Origin of the sequence: Pseudothauera nasutitermitis, from assembly GCF_004801295.1 — a bacterium.
Lineage (GTDB): Bacteria > Pseudomonadota > Gammaproteobacteria > Burkholderiales > Rhodocyclaceae > Pseudothauera > Pseudothauera nasutitermitis.
This window is the reverse complement of the sequence record NZ_SSOC01000006.1, coordinates 188,077-205,582: the sequence shown is the minus strand read 5'-3', so window position 1 is coordinate 205,582 and position 17,506 is coordinate 188,077. Positions and strand designations below refer to the sequence as shown.

Annotated in this window: 16 protein-coding genes; 5 read left to right on the top strand and 11 right to left on the bottom strand. The window is 71.9% G+C overall.

The annotated features are described in order from the left end of the window. Nucleotides 1-73: 73 nt before the first annotated feature. Nucleotides 74-1,096, bottom strand: a complete 1,023-nt coding sequence (locus E6C76_RS16965) for a FecR family protein (protein WP_136349433.1) — start codon at nucleotides 1,094-1,096, stop codon at nucleotides 74-76. A 19-nt stretch (nucleotides 1,097-1,115) separates the two neighbouring features. After that, a complete protein-coding gene (locus E6C76_RS16960) occupies nucleotides 1,116-1,700 on the bottom strand; it encodes an RNA polymerase sigma factor (protein WP_211090259.1) in 585 nt (194 codons plus the stop codon). A gap of 139 nt (nucleotides 1,701-1,839) precedes the next feature. On the opposite strand from E6C76_RS16960, the gene E6C76_RS16955 reads away from it, so the two are divergent. Continuing rightward, nucleotides 1,840-2,691, top strand: a complete 852-nt coding sequence (locus E6C76_RS16955; RefSeq protein WP_136349432.1) for a DNA ligase — start codon at nucleotides 1,840-1,842, stop codon at nucleotides 2,689-2,691. Between the two features lie 98 nt (nucleotides 2,692-2,789). Beyond that, nucleotides 2,790-4,448, top strand: coding sequence for an isovaleryl-CoA dehydrogenase (locus E6C76_RS16950; RefSeq protein WP_136349431.1), 1,659 nt, complete (start codon nucleotides 2,790-2,792; stop codon nucleotides 4,446-4,448). Nucleotides 4,449-4,629: 181 nt separating this feature from the next. On the opposite strand, the gene E6C76_RS22105 is transcribed toward E6C76_RS16950, so the two are convergent. Beyond that, nucleotides 4,630-4,803, bottom strand: coding sequence for a hypothetical protein (locus E6C76_RS22105; RefSeq protein ID WP_168734367.1), 174 nt, complete (start codon nucleotides 4,801-4,803; stop codon nucleotides 4,630-4,632). Between the two features lie 114 nt (nucleotides 4,804-4,917). Here E6C76_RS22105 and gcvA point away from each other — a divergent pair, with 114 nt between their 5' ends. After that, nucleotides 4,918-5,880: a transcriptional regulator GcvA gene (gene gcvA, locus E6C76_RS16945; protein WP_136349430.1), complete on the top strand. Its 963-nt coding sequence runs from the start codon at nucleotides 4,918-4,920 to the stop codon at nucleotides 5,878-5,880. 10 nt (nucleotides 5,881-5,890) lie between these two features. Here gcvA and E6C76_RS16940 read toward each other — a convergent pair whose 3' ends face one another. Next, nucleotides 5,891-8,539, bottom strand: a complete 2,649-nt coding sequence (locus tag E6C76_RS16940) for an AAA family ATPase (RefSeq protein ID WP_136349429.1) — start codon at nucleotides 8,537-8,539, stop codon at nucleotides 5,891-5,893. Continuing rightward, nucleotides 8,536-9,675, bottom strand: coding sequence for a metallophosphoesterase family protein (locus E6C76_RS16935; protein ID WP_136349428.1), 1,140 nt, complete (start codon nucleotides 9,673-9,675; stop codon nucleotides 8,536-8,538). The genes E6C76_RS16940 and E6C76_RS16935 overlap by 4 nt, the downstream gene beginning before the upstream one ends. A 140-nt stretch (nucleotides 9,676-9,815) precedes the next feature. Here E6C76_RS16935 and E6C76_RS16930 point away from each other — a divergent pair, with 140 nt between their 5' ends. Both E6C76_RS16930 and E6C76_RS16925 read left to right on the top strand, forming a co-directional pair. Then, a complete protein-coding gene (locus E6C76_RS16930) occupies nucleotides 9,816-10,163 on the top strand; it encodes a hypothetical protein (RefSeq protein WP_230976302.1) in 348 nt (115 codons plus the stop codon). A gap of 25 nt (nucleotides 10,164-10,188) precedes the next feature. Beyond that, nucleotides 10,189-11,058, top strand: a complete 870-nt coding sequence (locus E6C76_RS16925) for a pirin family protein (protein ID WP_136349427.1) — start codon at nucleotides 10,189-10,191, stop codon at nucleotides 11,056-11,058. A 46-nt stretch (nucleotides 11,059-11,104) separates the two neighbouring features. Here the strand turns inward: E6C76_RS16925 and ubiD are convergent, their stop codons facing one another. The 6 genes from ubiD to recG form a co-directional block, all read right to left on the bottom strand. Beyond that, nucleotides 11,105-12,610, bottom strand: coding sequence for a 4-hydroxy-3-polyprenylbenzoate decarboxylase (gene ubiD / locus E6C76_RS16920; protein ID WP_136349426.1), 1,506 nt, complete (start codon nucleotides 12,608-12,610; stop codon nucleotides 11,105-11,107). 12 nt (nucleotides 12,611-12,622) lie between these two features. Beyond that, entirely contained in the window at nucleotides 12,623-13,453 is an 831-nt protein-coding gene (pyrF, locus tag E6C76_RS16915; protein ID WP_136349425.1) for an orotidine-5'-phosphate decarboxylase, read from the bottom strand. Between the two features lie 116 nt (nucleotides 13,454-13,569). Beyond that, the gene (locus E6C76_RS16910) at nucleotides 13,570-13,812 is read right to left on the bottom strand and encodes a hypothetical protein (RefSeq protein WP_136349424.1); all 243 of its coding nucleotides are present in this window, start codon (nucleotides 13,810-13,812) and stop codon (nucleotides 13,570-13,572) included. Between the two features lie 73 nt (nucleotides 13,813-13,885). After that, on the bottom strand, nucleotides 13,886-14,752 hold the full coding sequence (ubiA, locus tag E6C76_RS16905) for a 4-hydroxybenzoate octaprenyltransferase (RefSeq protein WP_136349423.1): 867 nt from the start codon (nucleotides 14,750-14,752) through the stop codon (nucleotides 13,886-13,888). Next, on the bottom strand, nucleotides 14,749-15,318 hold the full coding sequence (locus tag E6C76_RS16900; RefSeq protein WP_136349422.1) for a chorismate--pyruvate lyase family protein: 570 nt from the start codon (nucleotides 15,316-15,318) through the stop codon (nucleotides 14,749-14,751). The genes ubiA and E6C76_RS16900 overlap by 4 nt, the downstream gene beginning before the upstream one ends. Nucleotides 15,319-15,370: 52 nt before the next feature. After that, a complete protein-coding gene (recG, locus tag E6C76_RS16895; RefSeq protein ID WP_136349421.1) occupies nucleotides 15,371-17,488 on the bottom strand; it encodes an ATP-dependent DNA helicase RecG in 2,118 nt (705 codons plus the stop codon). Nucleotides 17,489-17,506 lie beyond the last annotated feature (18 nt).

The following is a 17,506-nucleotide window of genomic DNA, read 5'->3' as shown; positions in this document are numbered from 1 at the left end:
TTTGAGGCGGGAAAACGGAGACAGGGAATTCCGGATTGCCGGGGAATGCCCCACACAGCAAGACTCCCGGCTTTCAGCGCGCCCGCAGGCGGACGCCGCCATCGTCCAGCGTTTCCACGTGCAGCGGCAGGATGGCCGGCAGCGCCTGGAGCAGGCCGCGCTGGTCCTGCGCGCGGAAGCGGCCGGTGAGGCGCAACGCACCGACTCGCGCGTCGGCCAGGACGATGGGCTGCTGCCGGTAGGCGTTGATGGTGGGCAGGGCCTCCGCCAGCCGGGTATCGTCGAAGATCAGCCAGCCGTCGCGCCACGGGGCGATCTGTTCCGCCCGCACGGTACGCACGGCCCCTGGGCGGCCATCGCGCACGGCCAGGGCCTGGCCGCCGTACAGATCGATGGCGGATGGTCCCAGCAAGGGCAGGCGGTTCAGGCCATCGGCACGCGGGGTGAAGCGCACGTGGCCGTGCTCGACGGCGATGTCCACGGCGCCGCCGCGATCGGTGACGCTGAAGGCGGTGCCGAGGACTTCGATGTCCCCGGCGCGGGTGCGCACCCGGAACGGGCGGGCGGCATCGCGGGCGACGGCGAAGTAGGCTTCGCCCGTCTGCAGATCGGCAGCGCGCAGGGCGCGGCTGAGGTTCACCTGCAGACGCGTGGCGGGCGCGAGCTGGACGCGGCTGCCGGGCAGGCCGCCGGCGCCGTCCGGCAGTTCGGCCAGCAGCGCCTCGCGGGTCTCGTTGAAGTAGTGCCGGGCGACCAGCGTTTCATGCTGCCGGTACCACCATGCGCCGCCGCCGAGCAGGCCGACCGCGCCGCCGGTGAACAGCAGGCCGAGCAGTTGGCGGCGGCCCGGTCTGGGCAGGACCGCATCGGGCCGGGCGAACTGTTCCCGCAGTTCGGGCGCCAGCGTGCCGAGCATCTGCCAGCGCGCCCGCGCCTCCTCGCAGGCGGCGGCGTTTTCCGGCGAGCGCTTCTGCCAGCGCATGAGTTCCGCCTGCGCCCTGCAGGCGGATTCCGGCGGCTCCACGGCCGCCCGGGCGATCAGGCGCAGGGCCTTCTCCACCAGGCGTTCATCGATCTGTGTGGACGTGGTGTTCACAGGGCGGCGCGCTCGGCGTTCATCCGTTTTCCTGCCCGGTGGAATACTCGGCGGACAAGCCGTTCCACGGCTCAATGTGTTCGGGCATGCTGGCGCGCAGCTCGGCAAAGATGCGCGCGCAGTCCAGCGTCGCGCGCACGACGTGCTTGGCCACGGTGCTTTCGCCGATGCCCAGATGCGCGGCGATTTCGGCCCGGCTCATGCCGTACGCACGAAACAGCAGGAAGACGTGGCGGCGCGCCGGCGGCAGGCGCAGCAGTTGCGCCACCACCAATTCGAGGATCTGGCGCTGCGCGACGAGGTAATCGGCGGCCGGCGCCGTCTGGCCGGCTGCCGTGGCCGCCTGCTGCCCGGCCCAGTTCCGCGAGGTCTGCTGGCGGCGGTAATGATCCACGCAGAGATTGTGCGCGATGCGGAACAGCAGCGCGCGCGGGGATTCGACGGAAACATCGAGCTTGCGCTGCAAGGTCAGCAGGAGCTGTTCATAGGTGCTCTGCGCGATGTCCTCCGCATCCACCGGATTGCCCAGCTTGCGGGCGAGGAAACGGCGCAGTTCGCGGTAGTGGACGAGCAGGTCCGCGATGGAGGGGGCTGAAGAGAGCACGGGTGCAGCGCCCGAGAGCGCACGGAATGATAATACTTATCATTCTATTCAAATCCTGGCAGGCTACACCAGCCCATGGCGCACGCCATGCAGGCGCATAGAATGACATAATCATTTCTCTGTCACCTCCCGCGCCGGCATGGCCCCCCTCTTCCTGCTCCCCCTGCTGTTCGCCGCCGTACTGGCACTTGCGCCACCGCCCGCCACGGCGGGCACGCCCGCGCCACAGCCCATGCTCGCCGAGCGCCACCACGCGGGCATCGACCCCACCGCCTACTGGGTCAGCGAGAAGTACGACGGCGTGCGCGCACGCTGGGACGGCCATGCCCTGCGCCTGCGCAACGGCGGCCGGATCGCCGCGCCCGACTGGTTCACCGCCGCGCTGCCGGCCGAAACGCTGGATGGCGAGCTGTGGATGGGGCGGCGCAGCTTCGACCGCCTGTCCGGACTGGTGCGCCGCCAGGCACCCGACGACCCCGCCTGGCGTGCGGTGCGCTACATGGTGTTCGAACTGCCCGGCGCATCCGGCGATTTCAGCGCGCGCATCGAACGCATCCGCCGGATCGCCGACGCCGCCGGCGTGCCCTGGCTGCAGGCCGTGCCCCAGCGCCGCGTGAGCAGCCGCGGAGAATTGCAGGGCCTGCTCGACGAGGTGGTGCGCGGCGGCGGCGAGGGCCTGATGCTGCATCGCGCCGACGCGCACTGGACGGCCGGGCGCAGTCCCGCGCTGCTCAAGCTCACCCCCTGGCTGGACGACGAAGCGCGCGTGATCGCCCACCTGCCGGGCAAGGGCCGCCTGGCCGGCATGACCGGCTCTCTGCTGGTCGAAGCGCCGGACGGCCGCCGCTTCCGCCTGGGCAGCGGACTCACCGACGCCCAGCGCCGCGATCCGCCGCCGCCCGGCAGTCTGGTCACCTACCGCTACCGCGAACTCACCCCCAACGGCCTGCCGCGCTTTCCGCGCTTCCTGCGCATGCGCGAACTGCCTTGAAGCACCGCTCCGTGGCAAGCGCCACGCGCGCCCTCTACACTGCGGGAAAAACCATCCGCGCCCGGCCATCGGTACGAGGCGCAACACAGGAGGAGACCATGTGGACCACCCATGAGGTGTTCAACCAGGTGCCGCCACTGGCGGACTACAACCTGTTCTCCGGCGACCTCGCGCTGCGCGAGGCGCTCGCCGACGAAGGCGGCGGCGAGCACGCGCCGGCACTGCGTGCCTACGGCGAACGGCTCGGCCGCGCCGCCACCCTCGCATTGGGCGAGGCCGCCAACCAGCAGGCCCCGCGGCTGATCACCCACGATGCGCGGGGCCACCGCGTGGATCGCGTGGACCACGCCCCGGCCTGGCATGAATTGATGACCCTGCTGCATGCGCAGGGCGTGCATGGCCCGGCCTGGCTGGATGCGCGGCCCGGCGCCCACGTGGCGCGCGCGGCGGCCTTCTACCTGCACGGCCAGGTCGAAGCCGGCAGCCTGTGCCCGGTCACCATGACCTTCGCCGCCCTGCCCCTGCTGCGCCGCGAGGCGGCATTGTGGGCGCAGCTCGGCACTCTGTTCGGTGCGTGCGAATACGATCCGCGCGATCTGCCGCTGGCGGAAAAGCGCGGCCTCAACGTGGGCATGGGGCTCACCGAGAAGCAGGGCGGCTCCGATCTGCGCGGCACCACCACGCATGCCCGCGCGCAGGGGGCCGGCGGACGCGGCGGCGCATACGCCCTGGTCGGCCACAAGTGGTTCTATTCCGCCCCGGCCAGCGACGCCCATCTCGTGCTCGCGCGCGCCGACGACGCCCTGTCGTGCTTCTACGTGCCGCGCTGGCGGCCTGACGGCACGCGCAACACGGTGCGCATCCAGCGCCTCAAGGACAAGCTCGGCAACCGCTCCAACGCTTCCGGCGAGGTGGAGTTCCACGACGCCCTGGGCATCCTGATCGGCGAACCGGGGCGCGGCATTCCGGTACTCATCGAAATGGCCGCGCAGACCCGCCTGGACTGCGTGCTGGGCAGCGCCGCGCTGATGCGCCGCGCGCTGGCCGAGGCCCTGCACCATGCCCGCCACCGCCACGCCTTCGGCCGCGCGCTGGGCGAACACGCGGCGATGCGCAACGTGCTCGCCGATCTGGCGCTGGAAAGCGAGGCCGCCACCCGCCTCGCGCTGCATCTGGCGGCCGCCGTCGAGGACGAAGGGCGCAGCGACGCGCGCGGCGCGCTGGCCCGCGCCCGCCGCCGCGTGCTCACCCCGGCGGCCAAATTCTGGGTGTGCAAGCGCGCCACCGCCTTCGTCGCCGAATGCATGGAAGTGCACGGCGGCAACGGCTACGTGGAGGAAAGCCCGCTGCCGCGCCTGCTGCGCGAGGCGCCGGTGAACTCGATCTGGGAGGGCTCCGGCAACGTGATGTGCCTGGACGTGCTGCGCGCCGTGGCGCGCGAGCCGGAAGGCACGGCGCTGCTGCTCGACGATCTGGCGCAGGGCTGCGCCAGCGAGCGCATGTTGCGCGGCGCGCTCGACGAATTGCGCGAACGCCTGCACGGCGCCCCCGACGAATGGTCGGCGCGCGATAGCGCGGCTCGTCTGGTGCTGCTGACCCAGGCGGTACTGCTGCGCCGCCATGCGCCGCAGGCGGTGGCCGATGCCTTCATCGCCAGCCGCTTCAGCCGGCCGGCCGGACAGGTGCCCGGCCTGCTGGCGGACCCGGCGCTGGCCGAACCCTTGCTGGCGCGCGCCTGGACGGACGGCACGGGCTGAAAACGACCGCCGCACGACACGGAGCGGGACGCTTCGGGCGGCACCCTACGGGTTGCCGCGCCAGGCAGGTCGATGCAAGGCACAAAGCGCAGTCGGGCTGGTGGCCCGGCGGGCATTTGTAACGCCGCAGCGGCCTGCCTGGCAGGGCAACGGACCCTGCGAAAAGATCGCAGACAGGCGCTCAGTGCGGCAGGGGGCGATGCGCGCGCGCAGGCCTGCTCCACCCACGCACGAAGCGGCTGACCGCGTCGCGCAAGGCGCGCCAGCCGGCGGCGGACAGGTCGACGACGGCCTCGTCGTGCAGGCGTTGGGCGATGCGAATCCGTTCTTCGATGGAGATATGATGGGCGTCCATTGTGTGGCTCCTTGGCTGATGGCCCGTTGTGCGGGCTGACTGCAATCTAGCCGTGGCCGTTGCGCCGCAGCAAGCGATCATTTGTCAGTCGACGAATCAGAAAAATTCATCCATATGCCCCATCGCCTGCCACCCCTCAATGCCCTGCGCGCCTTCGAAGCCGCCGCCCGCCATCTCAGCTTCAAGCAGGCCGCACAGGAACTGGCGGTCACACCCACGGCGATCAGCCATCAGATCCGCGGGCTGGAGGACTACCTGGGCTGCATGCTGTTCCGCCGCCTGACCCGCGCGCTCGCCCTCACCCCGGAAGGCGAGGCCCTGCTGCCCAAGGTGCGCGAAGGCATGGCCTGCCTTGCCGCCGCGGTCGCCCAGGTGCGCAAGCCCGGCCCGCGCGCCCGCCTGGCGGTGACCGCCCCGCCCTCGTTCGCCACGCGCTGGCTGGTGCCGCGCCTGCAGGGCTTCGCCCGCCGCGAACCGGACATCGAACTGCATCTGTCCGGGGCGATACGCATGATCGACGGCAGCGGCAACGGCCCCTCGCCCGGAGACCTGCGCGGCGACGGCGCGCAGGCGTGGATCCGCTACGGCACCGGCGATTACCCCGGCCTGCGCAGCGAACGCCTGTTCATGCCGGATTACACCGCCGTATGCAGCCCCGCGCTGTTGCACGCCAAGCGCCCGTTGCGCGAACCGGCCGACCTGCGCCACCACCTGCTGTTGCACGACGACACCATCCCGTTCGCCCGCGAGCGGCCGAGCTGGGCGGATTGGCTGCGCACCGCCGGCGTGGACGGCGTGGATACTTCCACCGGCCCGCACTTCACCGATTCGGGCCTGGCCGTCGCGGCCGCCGCCGACGGGCTCGGCGTGGCCCTGCTGTCACGGCCACTGGTGGCCGGCGAGATCGCCGCCGGGCGCCTGGTGGCGCCCTTCGACATCACCATCAACCGCAACTTCGGCTATTTCCTGGTCACCCCGGCGGAAGCGCTGCATGAACCGTCGATCTCGGCATTCCGTTCCTGGCTGCTGGACGAAGTGGCACAGGGAAGCAGCGCGGCACCGCCATCCGGGGATTGAATCGCGGCGCTCAGCCCGCGCGCAGCGCCTGCAGATCGCGCGCCGTCACGCCCAGGTCGCGCCAGTCTTCCGGGTGGCAGGTGAACAGCAGGATCTGATGGCGGGTGGCAGCGTCGAACAGCACGCGCTTCATGCGCGCGAGACGCTCGTCATCGCTATGCACCAGCGCGTCGTCGAGCAGGATCAGCGTGGGCCGGCCGGCCTCGGCGAGCAGGTCAGCATAGGCCAGACGGCCGATCACGCCCATCTGCTCGCGCGCGCCGAAACTCAATTCATCGACACTGCCGCCTTGCACGTCACCCGACGCCGGGCGCAGGAGCGAGGCCGGCGCAAGATCCTCGCCGATGTCCACGCTGGCCTGCGGGAACAGCAGGCGCAGGTAATGCTCCATGCGCGCCTGCAAGGGCGCGCGCAGTCGGCGGGTGAGGCGCTGGCGCTGTTCGTCCAGCAGGCCGTGCAGCAGGTCCAGCGCACTCGCGCGGCGGCCCAGTTCGTCGGCGCGGCGGCGGGCCTGGGCGAGATCGCGGGCAAGTTCAGCGCGCCGTTCGTCCTGGCCCTGCGCGCCCTCGGCCTGCAGGGCGGCTTCCAGGCGCAGGATGTCGTCCCGGCGCGCGCGGTACTGCTGTTCCTGCTGGTCGGCGCTGGCACGGTAGCGCTCGACGTCCTGGCGCAGGATGTCCGGATGGGCTTCGGCGATGCGGGCATGCAGGGCTTCCGCGCGGCGCGCCAGTTCCGCGCCCTGCGCCAGCGCATCGGTGAGGCCGGCGCGCGCGCCGGCCAGCGCCCGGGCGCGTGCGGGCGCCTCGTAGGCCTGGCGGGCGGTAGCGTGCTCGCGGCTGGCGGCTTCCAGGCGCGCACGCGCATCGGCCTCGGCAAGGCGCGCCTGCTGCAAGGACTCCTGCGCGCCGGCCAGGGCACGCAAGGCCGCCTGCTCGGCAGCCTCGGCTTCTTCCACGGGCGGCCCGGCGCCGTCTTCCGCCGCCGGCGGCAACGCGTGCAGGGCATTCGCCAGTTCGTCCGCGCGGGCGTGCTGGGCAGCGCACTCCCCGCGCAGCGCTTCGATGCCGCTTTCCGCCAGGGCTTGCAGGCGGGCCTGCGCGCCGGTCAGTTCATTGAGCAGGCCGGCGTGTTCCAGCACGCGCGCCTCGACCGCCTCCGGCGAGGCCAGCCCCAGCGTGCGCAAGCGCTCGCTTTGCCGGGCATGCAGACGGTCGATGCGCGCGCGCAGTTCGGCCAGATCGCTGCCGCCCGGCTGGATGTCCACGCGGCCCACGCCCGGCAGCTCCAGCGCGGTGGCCTCCAGCAGTTCGCGCTCGCCGTCGCCGTGCAGGGTTTCCGCGCCCAGGCGCAGTTGCTGGCCGGACAGCAGGGCATAGCGCACGCGGGTGGCGGCGGCGGAGCGGCGGATGTCCAGTTCCGCCAGTTCACGCGCGCCCTGGCGCAGCGCCGCCAGCAGGTCCGCCGGCACGGCCAGCACGGCAGCACGCTGGCGCAGCGTGCGCACGTCCTCATCCGCCTGTTCGGCCTCTTTCAGCCGGCGCGCCAGCACCTCGGCCTGGGTTTGCGCGGCGGCCGCTTCACGTTCCAGACGGGCCCGCGCATCGCGCCCGCGGGCCCGGGCCAGATCGGCACGCACGCGCTGCAATTCGCCGTTGGCGGCGTCCACGCCCGCCTGCCAGGGCGCCACGGCGGCCTGGGCACTCGCCCAGCGCGCGCGTGCCGCTTCTTCGGCACCGGCGCGATCGGCCAGGGCCTGTTTCTCACGCGCATCCGCCTCGACCTGACTGCGCCACAGGGTTGCGCGCTGTTCCGCTTCGGCCTGCTGGCGCAGGGTGTTCACGCGCTCCCGCTCCAGCACTTGCACGGCCTCCAGGCTGGCGGCGGCCTCGCGCTGGCGGGTACGGAAGGTTTCCCAAGGGCGCTGCGCCTCATCGGCGGCCTGTTCGCGGCGCAACACGGCCAGGGCGTCGACGCGCTGCCGATACTGTTCGATGGCCGCATCCAGGGTTTCCAGCTCGGCGGCGAGGCGCTCCTGGCGTTCCAGCGCTTCCTTGTAGGCGCCGCGCGGCCTGCCGCCGGCTTCGGTGAGCAGTTCGGCGCGCAGCGCGCGCACTTCGGCCAGCACGCCGTCGCCGCCGCTGGCGGCCACCTCGCCCAGCGAGGCATCGAGCGCGGCGCGCAGATGGTCGGCGGCATGGCCCACCGCCTCGCGCAGGCTGTGCGCGCCGCCCTGCTCGATCCACAGCAGGCCGGGAATGCCCCAGTGCTCGGCGCGGCTCTCGCCCCGGCCGGCATGCTGGAAGCCGAGCAGTTCGGCGAGGCGGTCCTCGGCCTGCGCACCGTCGAGCAGCTCATTGCCAATCTGCAGGGTGCAGCGCTTGCGCGCCAGGAAGGTCTTCACCAGCCGGCAGGACTGGCCGCCGAGTTCGAAGTCGACCTCCACCGTGGGCGCGGCGGCGCTGTCGCCCCACGGGCGCAGGTATTCCACGCTGGACGAACGGTGGCGTTCGAAGAAAGCGGCGCGCAGCGCGGCGGCCAGGGTGCTCTTGCCGGCCTCGTTGGGGCCGGCGAACAGGTTGATGCCCGGAGCGAAATCGCGGATTTCCAGCGGCGCGCGGAACTGGCGGAACTGCTCGACGCGCAGGCGGGTGAGCTTCACGGACGCACCTCCGCTTCCTGCGCACGGCGGTGGTCGAGCAGGCCGGCGAGCAGCACCAGGGCGTCGCGCGCGCGGCCGGCCGCTTCGGCGTCCTGGCCCTGCTGGGCGCTGCGCAGGGCGTCGATGACCTCGCCGAGATAGCCGTCCGCGGCGAGCGCCTCGACGTCCTCGGCGGTGGGTTCCACACGCAGTCCGGACAGATCCGCCAGCAGGCTGCGCGCGCGGCCCCCGGCCTGCGCCAGCGCGGCCTCCAGGCGGCGGTGCGCGGCCAGGTCGCAGTGCCCGGCGATGCACCACTGCGCCACGTCGTCCGGCCCCAGGGCGGCCAGTTCGGCGAGCAGGGCATCGAGGTCGCTGGGCACCCGCAGGGTGCATTCCCCGGAACGCCAGCGGTAGCGCCCGGTGCGCAGCGGGGTGACCACCGGGGGCACGCCGGGCGCGGCAAGCTCCACCAGCAGCGCCTGCCCGGAATCGTTGGCGCGGAAGCGGTCGGTTTCCGGCGTGCCGGCGTACCAGGTGCGCTCGTCGATGCGCCGCGTGCCGTGCCAGTCGCCCAGCGCCAGATAGTCGAGCGCGGCCTGCTGCGCACGCCCGGCGGCGATGGGGTTGGGCGAGTCGATGTCCTCGGCGAGAATGCCCTGCACGCTGCCGTGGGCCAGGCCGATGCGCAGGCAGCCGGGCGGCGTAGGCGCGGCGGCGAACCATTCGGTGAGGTCGGCGTGGGTGTTGCGCTGGGTCAGCGGCGCCGGCAGCACGGCGGTGGCGAGGCCTTCCAGCAGCACCGGCTCGGGCCGCGCGCACACCCGCGCACCGGCCGGCAGCGCGCCCAGGCGGGCGGCCCGCGTCCACACCGATTCGGCCAGCGCGGCGTCGTGGTTGCCGGGCAGCAGCAGCCACGGGCCAGCATACGCCGACATGGCGTGCGCCAGGCGGTGCAGGCTGCGCTCCGCGACGGTCTGCGCGTCGAACACGTCGCCGGCCACCAGCACGGCATCCACGCGGTGCTCGACGGCCAGGCGGGCGAGACGCTCGACGGCCGCGAAGCGTTCCTCGGCGAGCAGCGCGGCCTCGTCGGCGTCGAACTGGCCGTAGAGCTTGCCGATCTGCCAATCGGCGGTATGCAGGAAGCGTGGCATGCGGAGGAGCCGGGGCGAAGGCGGAAAACCGTCATGGTAGCCAATCCGCCCGCGCGGGGCACACCGGGATACACCCGGCGTTGGCCCACGCGCGCATCCCGGTCCATACTGACATGGTGAATGTCACGGAGGATTTCCCCATGCGACACCTTGCGACACGGCGCCGTGCCGGCGCCCTGGCCTTTGTGCTGACCCTGGGCTGGAGCGGCCTGGCCAGCGCCGATGCAACCGAGAGCCCGACCGGCGATCGCGGCGCGGACATGGCGGCGGATCTGGTGCTGGTGCGCCCGCTGGGCCTGATCGGCGCCGTGCTGGGTACCGTCGGCTTCGTCGTCGCGCTGCCGTTCACGCTGCCCAGCGGCAGCGCCGGCGATACCGCCAAGGCCTGGATCGGCGCACCGCTGGAATACACCTTCAACCGCCCGCTGGGCGAATTCCACGTGTGCGGCGAGGAACGCCGCCCGTGCGGCACGGGCACGCCGCGCTGAGATCCCGCGGGAACCGGGAGGAGAGATGATCGAACTGGTGCTCGACGGCCGCCGCAGTTCGCTGGGCGGCGGGGTGGACGTGCTGCGCGTGCTGCCCCAGGCGCGCCGGCGCATGGTCGGCCCCTTCGTGTTCTACGACCACGCCGGGCCGCTCAGCCTGGCACCCGGACAGGTCTCACGCGCCGACGTGCGCCCGCATCCGCACATCGGCCTGGCGACGATCAGCTACCTGCTCTCGGGCATGATCGTGCATCGCGACAGCCTGGGCATCACCCAGGAAATCCGCCCCGGCGACGTGAACTGGATGACCGCCGGGCGCGGCATCTCGCACTCGGAACGCTTCCACCACCCGGAATCCTTCGAGGGCGGCGGGCTGGAACTGCTGCAGGCCTGGGTGGCGCTGCCCGTCGAGCACGCCGAGGTGGAGCCGGCCTTCGACCACTATCCGGCCGACGCGCTACCCGTGTTCGACCAGGACGGTGCCCGCGTGCGGGTGATCGCCGGCACCGCCTGGGGGCGGCACAGCCCGGTGCGCACGCTGTCGCCGCTGTTCTACGCGCATGCCGAACTGCCGGCCGGCGCCAGCCTGACGCCGCCGGACGAATACAGCGAACGCGCGCTGTACGTGGCCGCCGGCAGCGTGGAAGTGGACGGCTGCAGGCTCGTGCACGGACAACTGGCGGTGTTCGAGCCCGGCGCCTGTCCGCCGCTGCGCGCCAATGAGGACGCCACGCTGATGCTGCTGGGCGGCGAGCCGGTGGGCGAACGCTTCGTGTGGTGGAACTTCGTCGCGTCCACGCGCGAGCGCATCGAACGCGCCAAGGACGAATGGCGCAGCGGGCGCTTCCCGCTGCCGCCGCACGACCACGAAGACCTCATTCCGCTGCCGGAATGAAAGACGGCGGGGTCCGCCCCGCCGTCTGCTCCGCGCTGCCCGCCGCCTACAGCCCCAGTTCGTCCCACATGGCGTCGACGCGCGCTTTCACCTCGGCGTCCATGACAATAGGCGTACCCCATTCGCGCGTGGTTTCGCCCGGCCACTTGTTGGTGGCGTCGATGCCCATCTTGGAGCCCAGGCCGGCCACCGGGCTGGCGAAATCCAGGTAGTCGATGGGCGTGTTGTCCACCAGCGTGGTGTCGCGCGTGGCGTCCACCCGCGTGGTCAGCGCCCAGATCACTTCCTTCCAGTCGCGGATGGCCACGTCCTCATCCACCACGATGATGAACTTGGTGTACATGAACTGGCGCAGGAAGCTCCAGATGCCGAACATCACCCGCTTGGCGTGGCCGGGGTACTGCTTGCGGATGGCGACCACCGCCAGGCGGTAGGAGCAGCCTTCCGGCGGCAGGTAGAAGTCGGTGATCTCAGGAAACTGGCGCTGCAACAGCGGCACGAACACTTCGTTGAGCGCCAGGCCGAGCATGGCCGGCTCGTCGGGCGGCTTGCCGGTGTAGGTGGAGTGGTAGATGGGCTCGCGCCGCAGGGTGATGCGCTCGACGGTGAACACCGGGAATTCGGCCACTTCGTTGTAGTAGCCGGTGTGGTCGCCGTACGGGCCTTCCGGCGCCAGGTCGCCGGGGTGGATCACCCCTTCCAGGACGATCTCGGCGGAGGCCGGCACCTGCAGGTCGGCGGCGCGCTGGGCCTCGCCCAGGCAGCTCACCAGCTCGGTGCGCGCGCCGCGCAGCAGGCCGGCGAACTGGTATTCGGAGAGCGTGTCGGGTACCGGCGTGACCGCCCCCAGGATGGTCGCCGGGTCGCAGCCCAGCACCACCGCCACCGGGAAGGGCTGGCCGGGGTTGGCCTGCTGGAAGTCGCGGAAATCCAGCGCGCCGCCGCGATGCGCCAGCCAGCGCATGATCAGCCGGTTGCGGCCGATCACCTGCTGGCGGTAGATACCCAGGTTCTGGCGCTTCTTGTGCGGCCCGCGGGTGACCACCAGCCCCCAGGTGACCAGCGGCGCCACGTCGCCCGGCCAGCAGTGCTGGATGGGCAGGCGGCCCAGATCGACCTCCTCGCCTTCCCACACCACTTCCTGGCAGGGCGCGGAACGCTTCACCGCCGGCGCCATGTTGAGCACCTGCTTGAGCACCGGCCACTTTTCCCAGGCGTCCTTGAGGCCCTTGGGCGGCTCCGGCTCCTTGAGGAAGGAGAGCAGCTTGCCGACCTCGCGCAGCGGCGTGCTCCAGTCGCCGTCGGCAACGTCCTCGCCCATGCCCATGGCCACGCGCTGCGGCGTGCCGAACAGGTTGGCGAGCACCGGGATGGCCTGCGGCACGCCACGGGTCACCGGATTCTCGAAGAGCAGCGCGGGGCCGCCAGCGCGCAGCACGCGATCGGCGATCTCGGTCATTTCCAGATGGGTGTCCACCGGCACGCGGATGCGCTTGAGTTCGCCGCGCGCTTCGAGCTGGGCGATGAAGTCGCGGAGGTCATGGTATTTCATGGGCGCTGCGCCTCAGGTCGGGCGATGGACGTTGATCGCGTCGCGGGTGGCGGTGGCGACGCGGCGGGCGGCCTCGGCGAAATCCTCGCCCCGGCTGGCGTAGAGAATGGCGCGCGAGGAACTGATCATCAGGCCGCTGCCGTCGGCGCTGCACCCGGCCTTCACCGTGGCCTCGATGTCGCCGCCCTGGGCGCCGATGCCCGGCACCAGCAGCGGCAGATCGCCGGTGAGCTGGCGCACGCGGGCGATCTCGTCCGGGAAGGTGGCGCCGACCACCAGCCCGCAGTTGCCGCCGGTGTTCCATTCCTCGGCGACCAGGCGGGCGACGCGCTCGAACAGGCGCTCCTGCCCGGCGGGGCCGCCGACGTCGAGGAACTGCAGGTCGGAACCGCCCGCGTTGGAGGTGCGGCACAGCAGGATCACGCCCTTGTCCGGGTAGGCGAAATAGGGCTCCACCGAATCGCGTCCCATGTAGGGGCTGACGGTGATCGCATCGGCGCCGTAGCGTTCGAAGGCCTCGATGGCGTACTGCTCGGCGGTGCTGCCGATGTCGCCTCGCTTGGCGTCCAGGATCACCGGCACCTCGGGATGCCGGCGGTGGATGTGTTCAATCAGCGCTTCGAGCTGATCCTCCGCGCGCTGCGCGGCGAAATAGGCGATCTGCGGCTTGAAGCAGCACGCCAGATCGGCGGTGGCATCGACGATTTCGCGGCAGAATTCGAAGATGGCCTCCGGCTGGCCGGCCAGATGGGCGGGCAGTTTGGCCGGATCGGGATCGAGGCCCACGCACAGCAGCGAATCGCGCTGCCGCCACGCGGCCTTCAGGGCGGTCATGAAATGCATCGTCGGCGGGAGTCCTTGTTGGTTCGGGGCGAATGATAGCCCGTGGCGCCCGCGCCGACGCGGTCAACGACGCGGAGGGCCACGTCCACGGCCCCCCGCGCCTGCGCCGGACGGATTCAGATACCGAGGATCTTCATCGCCTTGGCCAGCGTATCCACCGATTCCTGGTGCCTGCCGGCCTTGTGCAGTTCCTCGCCCTCGGCGCGCAGCTTGCGCACCTCGTCGAGCTGGGTACTGGTGAGCGCGGGGTTCCTGCTCATGGCCTCGTCGATCTTCTTCATGTCCGCCGGGCAATGGAAGGCCAGCACGGGCGCGGCCAAGGCCAGCAGCGCCGCACCGATTAACGCACGTGTTTTCATTCCGGTCTCTCCTTGGGGCGCGGGGCAATCCCCGCCCTGCTTGGACCGGTGGGCGCACACCCGGTTTCGCCCGCTAGCCGCGCAGCAGGTAGTCGGCCGCCAGCCCGAGGAAGATCGCGCCGCCCACCCAGTTGTTGTGCAGGAAGGCCTTGAAGCACGGCGCGCGCTCGCGCCCGCGGATCAGTGTGTAGTGGTAGAGCGCGAAGCCCACGGCCACCGCCAGCCCGGCGAAGAACGGCGCGCCGCGTCCGGCCAGCGCGCCCACCACGCCGAGCAGCGCGAAGGTGGCCGCGTAGCACAGCATCACCGCCAGCACGTCGAAGCGCCCGAAGGTGATCGCCGAGGTGCGAATGCCGATCTTCAGGTCGTCGTTGCGGTCGACCATGGCGTACTCGGTGTCGTAGGCCACTGCCCAGAAGATGTTGGCGAGCAGCATCAGCCAGCCGATGGCCGGCACCGTGCCCAGTACGGCGGCGAAGCCCATCGGGATGCCGAAGCCGAAGGCGATGCCCAGATAGGCCTGCGGAATGGCGAGGAAACGCTTGGTGAACGGATAGCTGACCGCGAGGAACAGCGCCGGGACCGACAGCCACAGCACCGCCGCGTTGAGCGGCAGGATCAGCATGAAGGACACCAGCGCCAGCGCGGCGGCGAGCAGCAGGGCCTCGCCCGTGCCCACCGCGCCGGTGGCCAGCGGGCGGTTGCGCGTGCGCTCGACGTGGCCGTCGAAATCGCGGTCGGCGTAATCGTTGATCACGCAGCCGGCCGAGCGCATCAGCACGGTGCCGAGCGCGAAGATCACCAGCAAATGCGCCGGCGGCACGCCTTCGGCGGCCACCCACAGCGCCCACAGCGTGGGCCACAGCAGCAGCAGGATGCCGATCGGCTTGTCCAGCCGCATCAGGCGCCAGTAGAGGGGGAAACGCTGGGTGAGGGTCATCGCAGTGGTCGGGCGGGCAGATCGAGAATGGCCGGCGCGAAGGCTTCGCTGACCAGCAGGGCGCGGCCGCGCAGCAGGAACACCGAACGGCGCGCCCACACCCGTGCGGGCAGCGCCTGCCCGGCCAGGCCGGCGGCGATGCGATGATAGCGCGCATCGCGGCGGTCCAGCCCGATGCAGGCCAGCGGCTGGCGCACGATGCGCGGGTCGGCGAACAGCGCCGCGCCCAGCGGACGGTTGCCCATGCCCTGAAACAGGCGCCACACGCCGCGCAGGCCGGCGCGCGGCAGCACCGAACGCGCGAACACCACCGGCCGGCCGTCGGCGATCAGCAGCACCTCGCGGATCCAGGCCAGTTCGCCGCGGCGCAGGCCGAGCAGGCGCGCTTCGTCACGGTTCGGCCGGCCCAGGCGCTGGGCGCGCACCTGCACGGAGAACGCCTTGCTGCGCGCGCGGATGCGCGCGGTGAGCGAGGCCGGATCGGTCAGCCACGGACGCAGCGCGGCCGGCACGGTGGCGCGCGGCGGATGGGAAAGCCAGGTTTCGCGGCGGAGTCGGGTACGCATGGAAGGTGACGGGCGGGTGCGGGGCGCATGATACCAGCCCGCTCTCTCGCGATCAGGCGCGCAGCAGGCCCTCGCGCCCGCCCAGCCAGCGCGCCAGCAGCGCGTCGGCGGCGGCCGGGTGTTCGCGCAGCAGGGTTTCGCCAAGCGCGCGAGCGGCTTCCAGCAGATCCACGTCGGCTTCCAGATCGGCGTAGCGCAGCAGCGGCAGGCCGCTCTGGCGCGCGCCGATGAACTCGCCGGGGCCGCGGATGCGCAGGTCCTCGCGGGCGATGGCGAAGCCGTCGCGGTGCTCGTAGATCACCTTCAGGCGCTCGCGCCCGGTCTGCGACAGGGGCTGGGCGTACAGCAGGATGCACACCGATTCGGCCGTACCGCGCCCGACCCGGCCGCGCAGCTGGTGCAGCTGGGCGAGGCCGAAGCGCTCGGCATGCTCGATGACCATCAGGCTGGCGTTGGGCACGTCCACGCCCACTTCGATCACCGTGGTGGCGACCAGCAGATGGATCTCGCCGGCGGCGAAGGCGGCCATGGTGGCGGATTTCTCGGCGGCCTTCAGGCGGCCGTGCACTAGGCCGATGCGCAGTTCGGGCAGAGCCTCGCACAGCGCCGCGTAGGTGTCCTGCGCGGTCTGCAACTGCAGGGCCTCGGATTCCTCGATCAGCGGGCACACCCAATAAGCCTGCCTCCCTTCCAGGCAGCCGTCGCGCACGCGCGCGACGACCTCGTCGCGGCGCGCGTCGGAGACCAGCTTGGTGAGCACCGGGCTGCGCCCGGGCGGCAGTTCGTCGAGCACGGAGACGTCCAGATCGGCGTAATGGCTCATTGCCAGCGTGCGCGGGATGGGCGTGGCCGACATCATCAGCAGGTGCGGCCCATCCGCGCCCTCGCTGCCCTTTTCGCGCAGGGCGAGGCGCTGGCGCACGCCGAAGCGGTGCTGTTCGTCGACCACCGCCAGGCCCAGGCGCGGCAGGGCCACCGGGTCTTCGATGAGCGCGTGGGTGCCCACTGCCAGCACCAGTTCGCCACTCGCCAGGCGTTCCAGTTCGGCCGCGCGCGCGCGCTTGCCCCGGCTGCCGGCCAGCCAGGCCACTTCCAGGCCGAGCGGCTTCAGCCAGGCGGCAAGCTTCTGCCAGTGCTGCTCGGCGAGGATTTCGGTGGGCGCCATCAGCGCGGCCTGATGGCCGGCCTCCACGGCCTGCAGCATGGCCAGCGCGGCGACGATGGTCTTGCCGCTGCCCACGTCGCCCATCAGCAGGCGCTGCATGGGGTGCGGCACGCGCAGGTCGGCGCCGATTTCGTCCGCCGCGCGGCGCTGCGCGCCGGTGAGCACGAACGGCAGCCCGGCGAGCAAGGCGCGGCGCAGGCTGCCGTCGCCCTCCAGGCGCGGCGCACGCTTGGCGCGGCGGGCCAGGTAGGCACGCCGCAGGGAAATCTGCTGGGCCAGCAGTTCCTCGAACTTGATGCGCCGCCAGGCCGGGTGCTGGCGGTCTTCCAGCACGCTGGCGGGCACCTCCGGCGGCGGATGGTGAAGCAGGCGCACGGCCTCGGCGAAGGTGGGCAGGTCGAGATCGCGGCGCGCGTCCTCGGGCAGCCATTCGTCCAGCGGCTCGCTGGCCAGGGCACGGTCGATGAGCTTGCGCAGGGTGGCCTGGCCGAGCCCGGCGGTGGTCGGGTAGACCGGCGTGAGCGCCTCGGGCAGGGCCTCGCCGGCTTCCACCGGATGCACGCGCGGGTGCACCATCTCCATGCCGAAGAAGCCGCCGCGCACTTCGCCGAACAGGCGCACGCGGCGCCCCGGGGCGAGCAGTTTCTGGTGCGAGGGGTAGAAATGCAGCCAGCGCGCCACCAGCGTGCCGGAGGCGTCGCGCAGATGCGCCACCAACTGGCGGCGCGGGCGCGGGGAGATTTCGCAGCGCTCCACCTCGCCTTCCACCTGCGCGCTGAAGCCGGGGCGCGCGGCGGCGATGGCGGTCAGCCGGGTTTCGTCTTCATAGCGCAGCGGCAGGTGCAGCAGCAGGTCGCGCGGCGCGCGCAGGTCGAGCTTGGCGAGGCGCCCGGCGAGTTGCGGGCCGACGCCGGGCCAGCCGGCGCCGGCCGGCGCCTTCTTTTCCCCGGCACGCTCGCCGGACCGGCGGCCGCTGGCTGGGTCCGGTCCGGCATCACGCGCCATGGAATCGGCGGGGCCGCT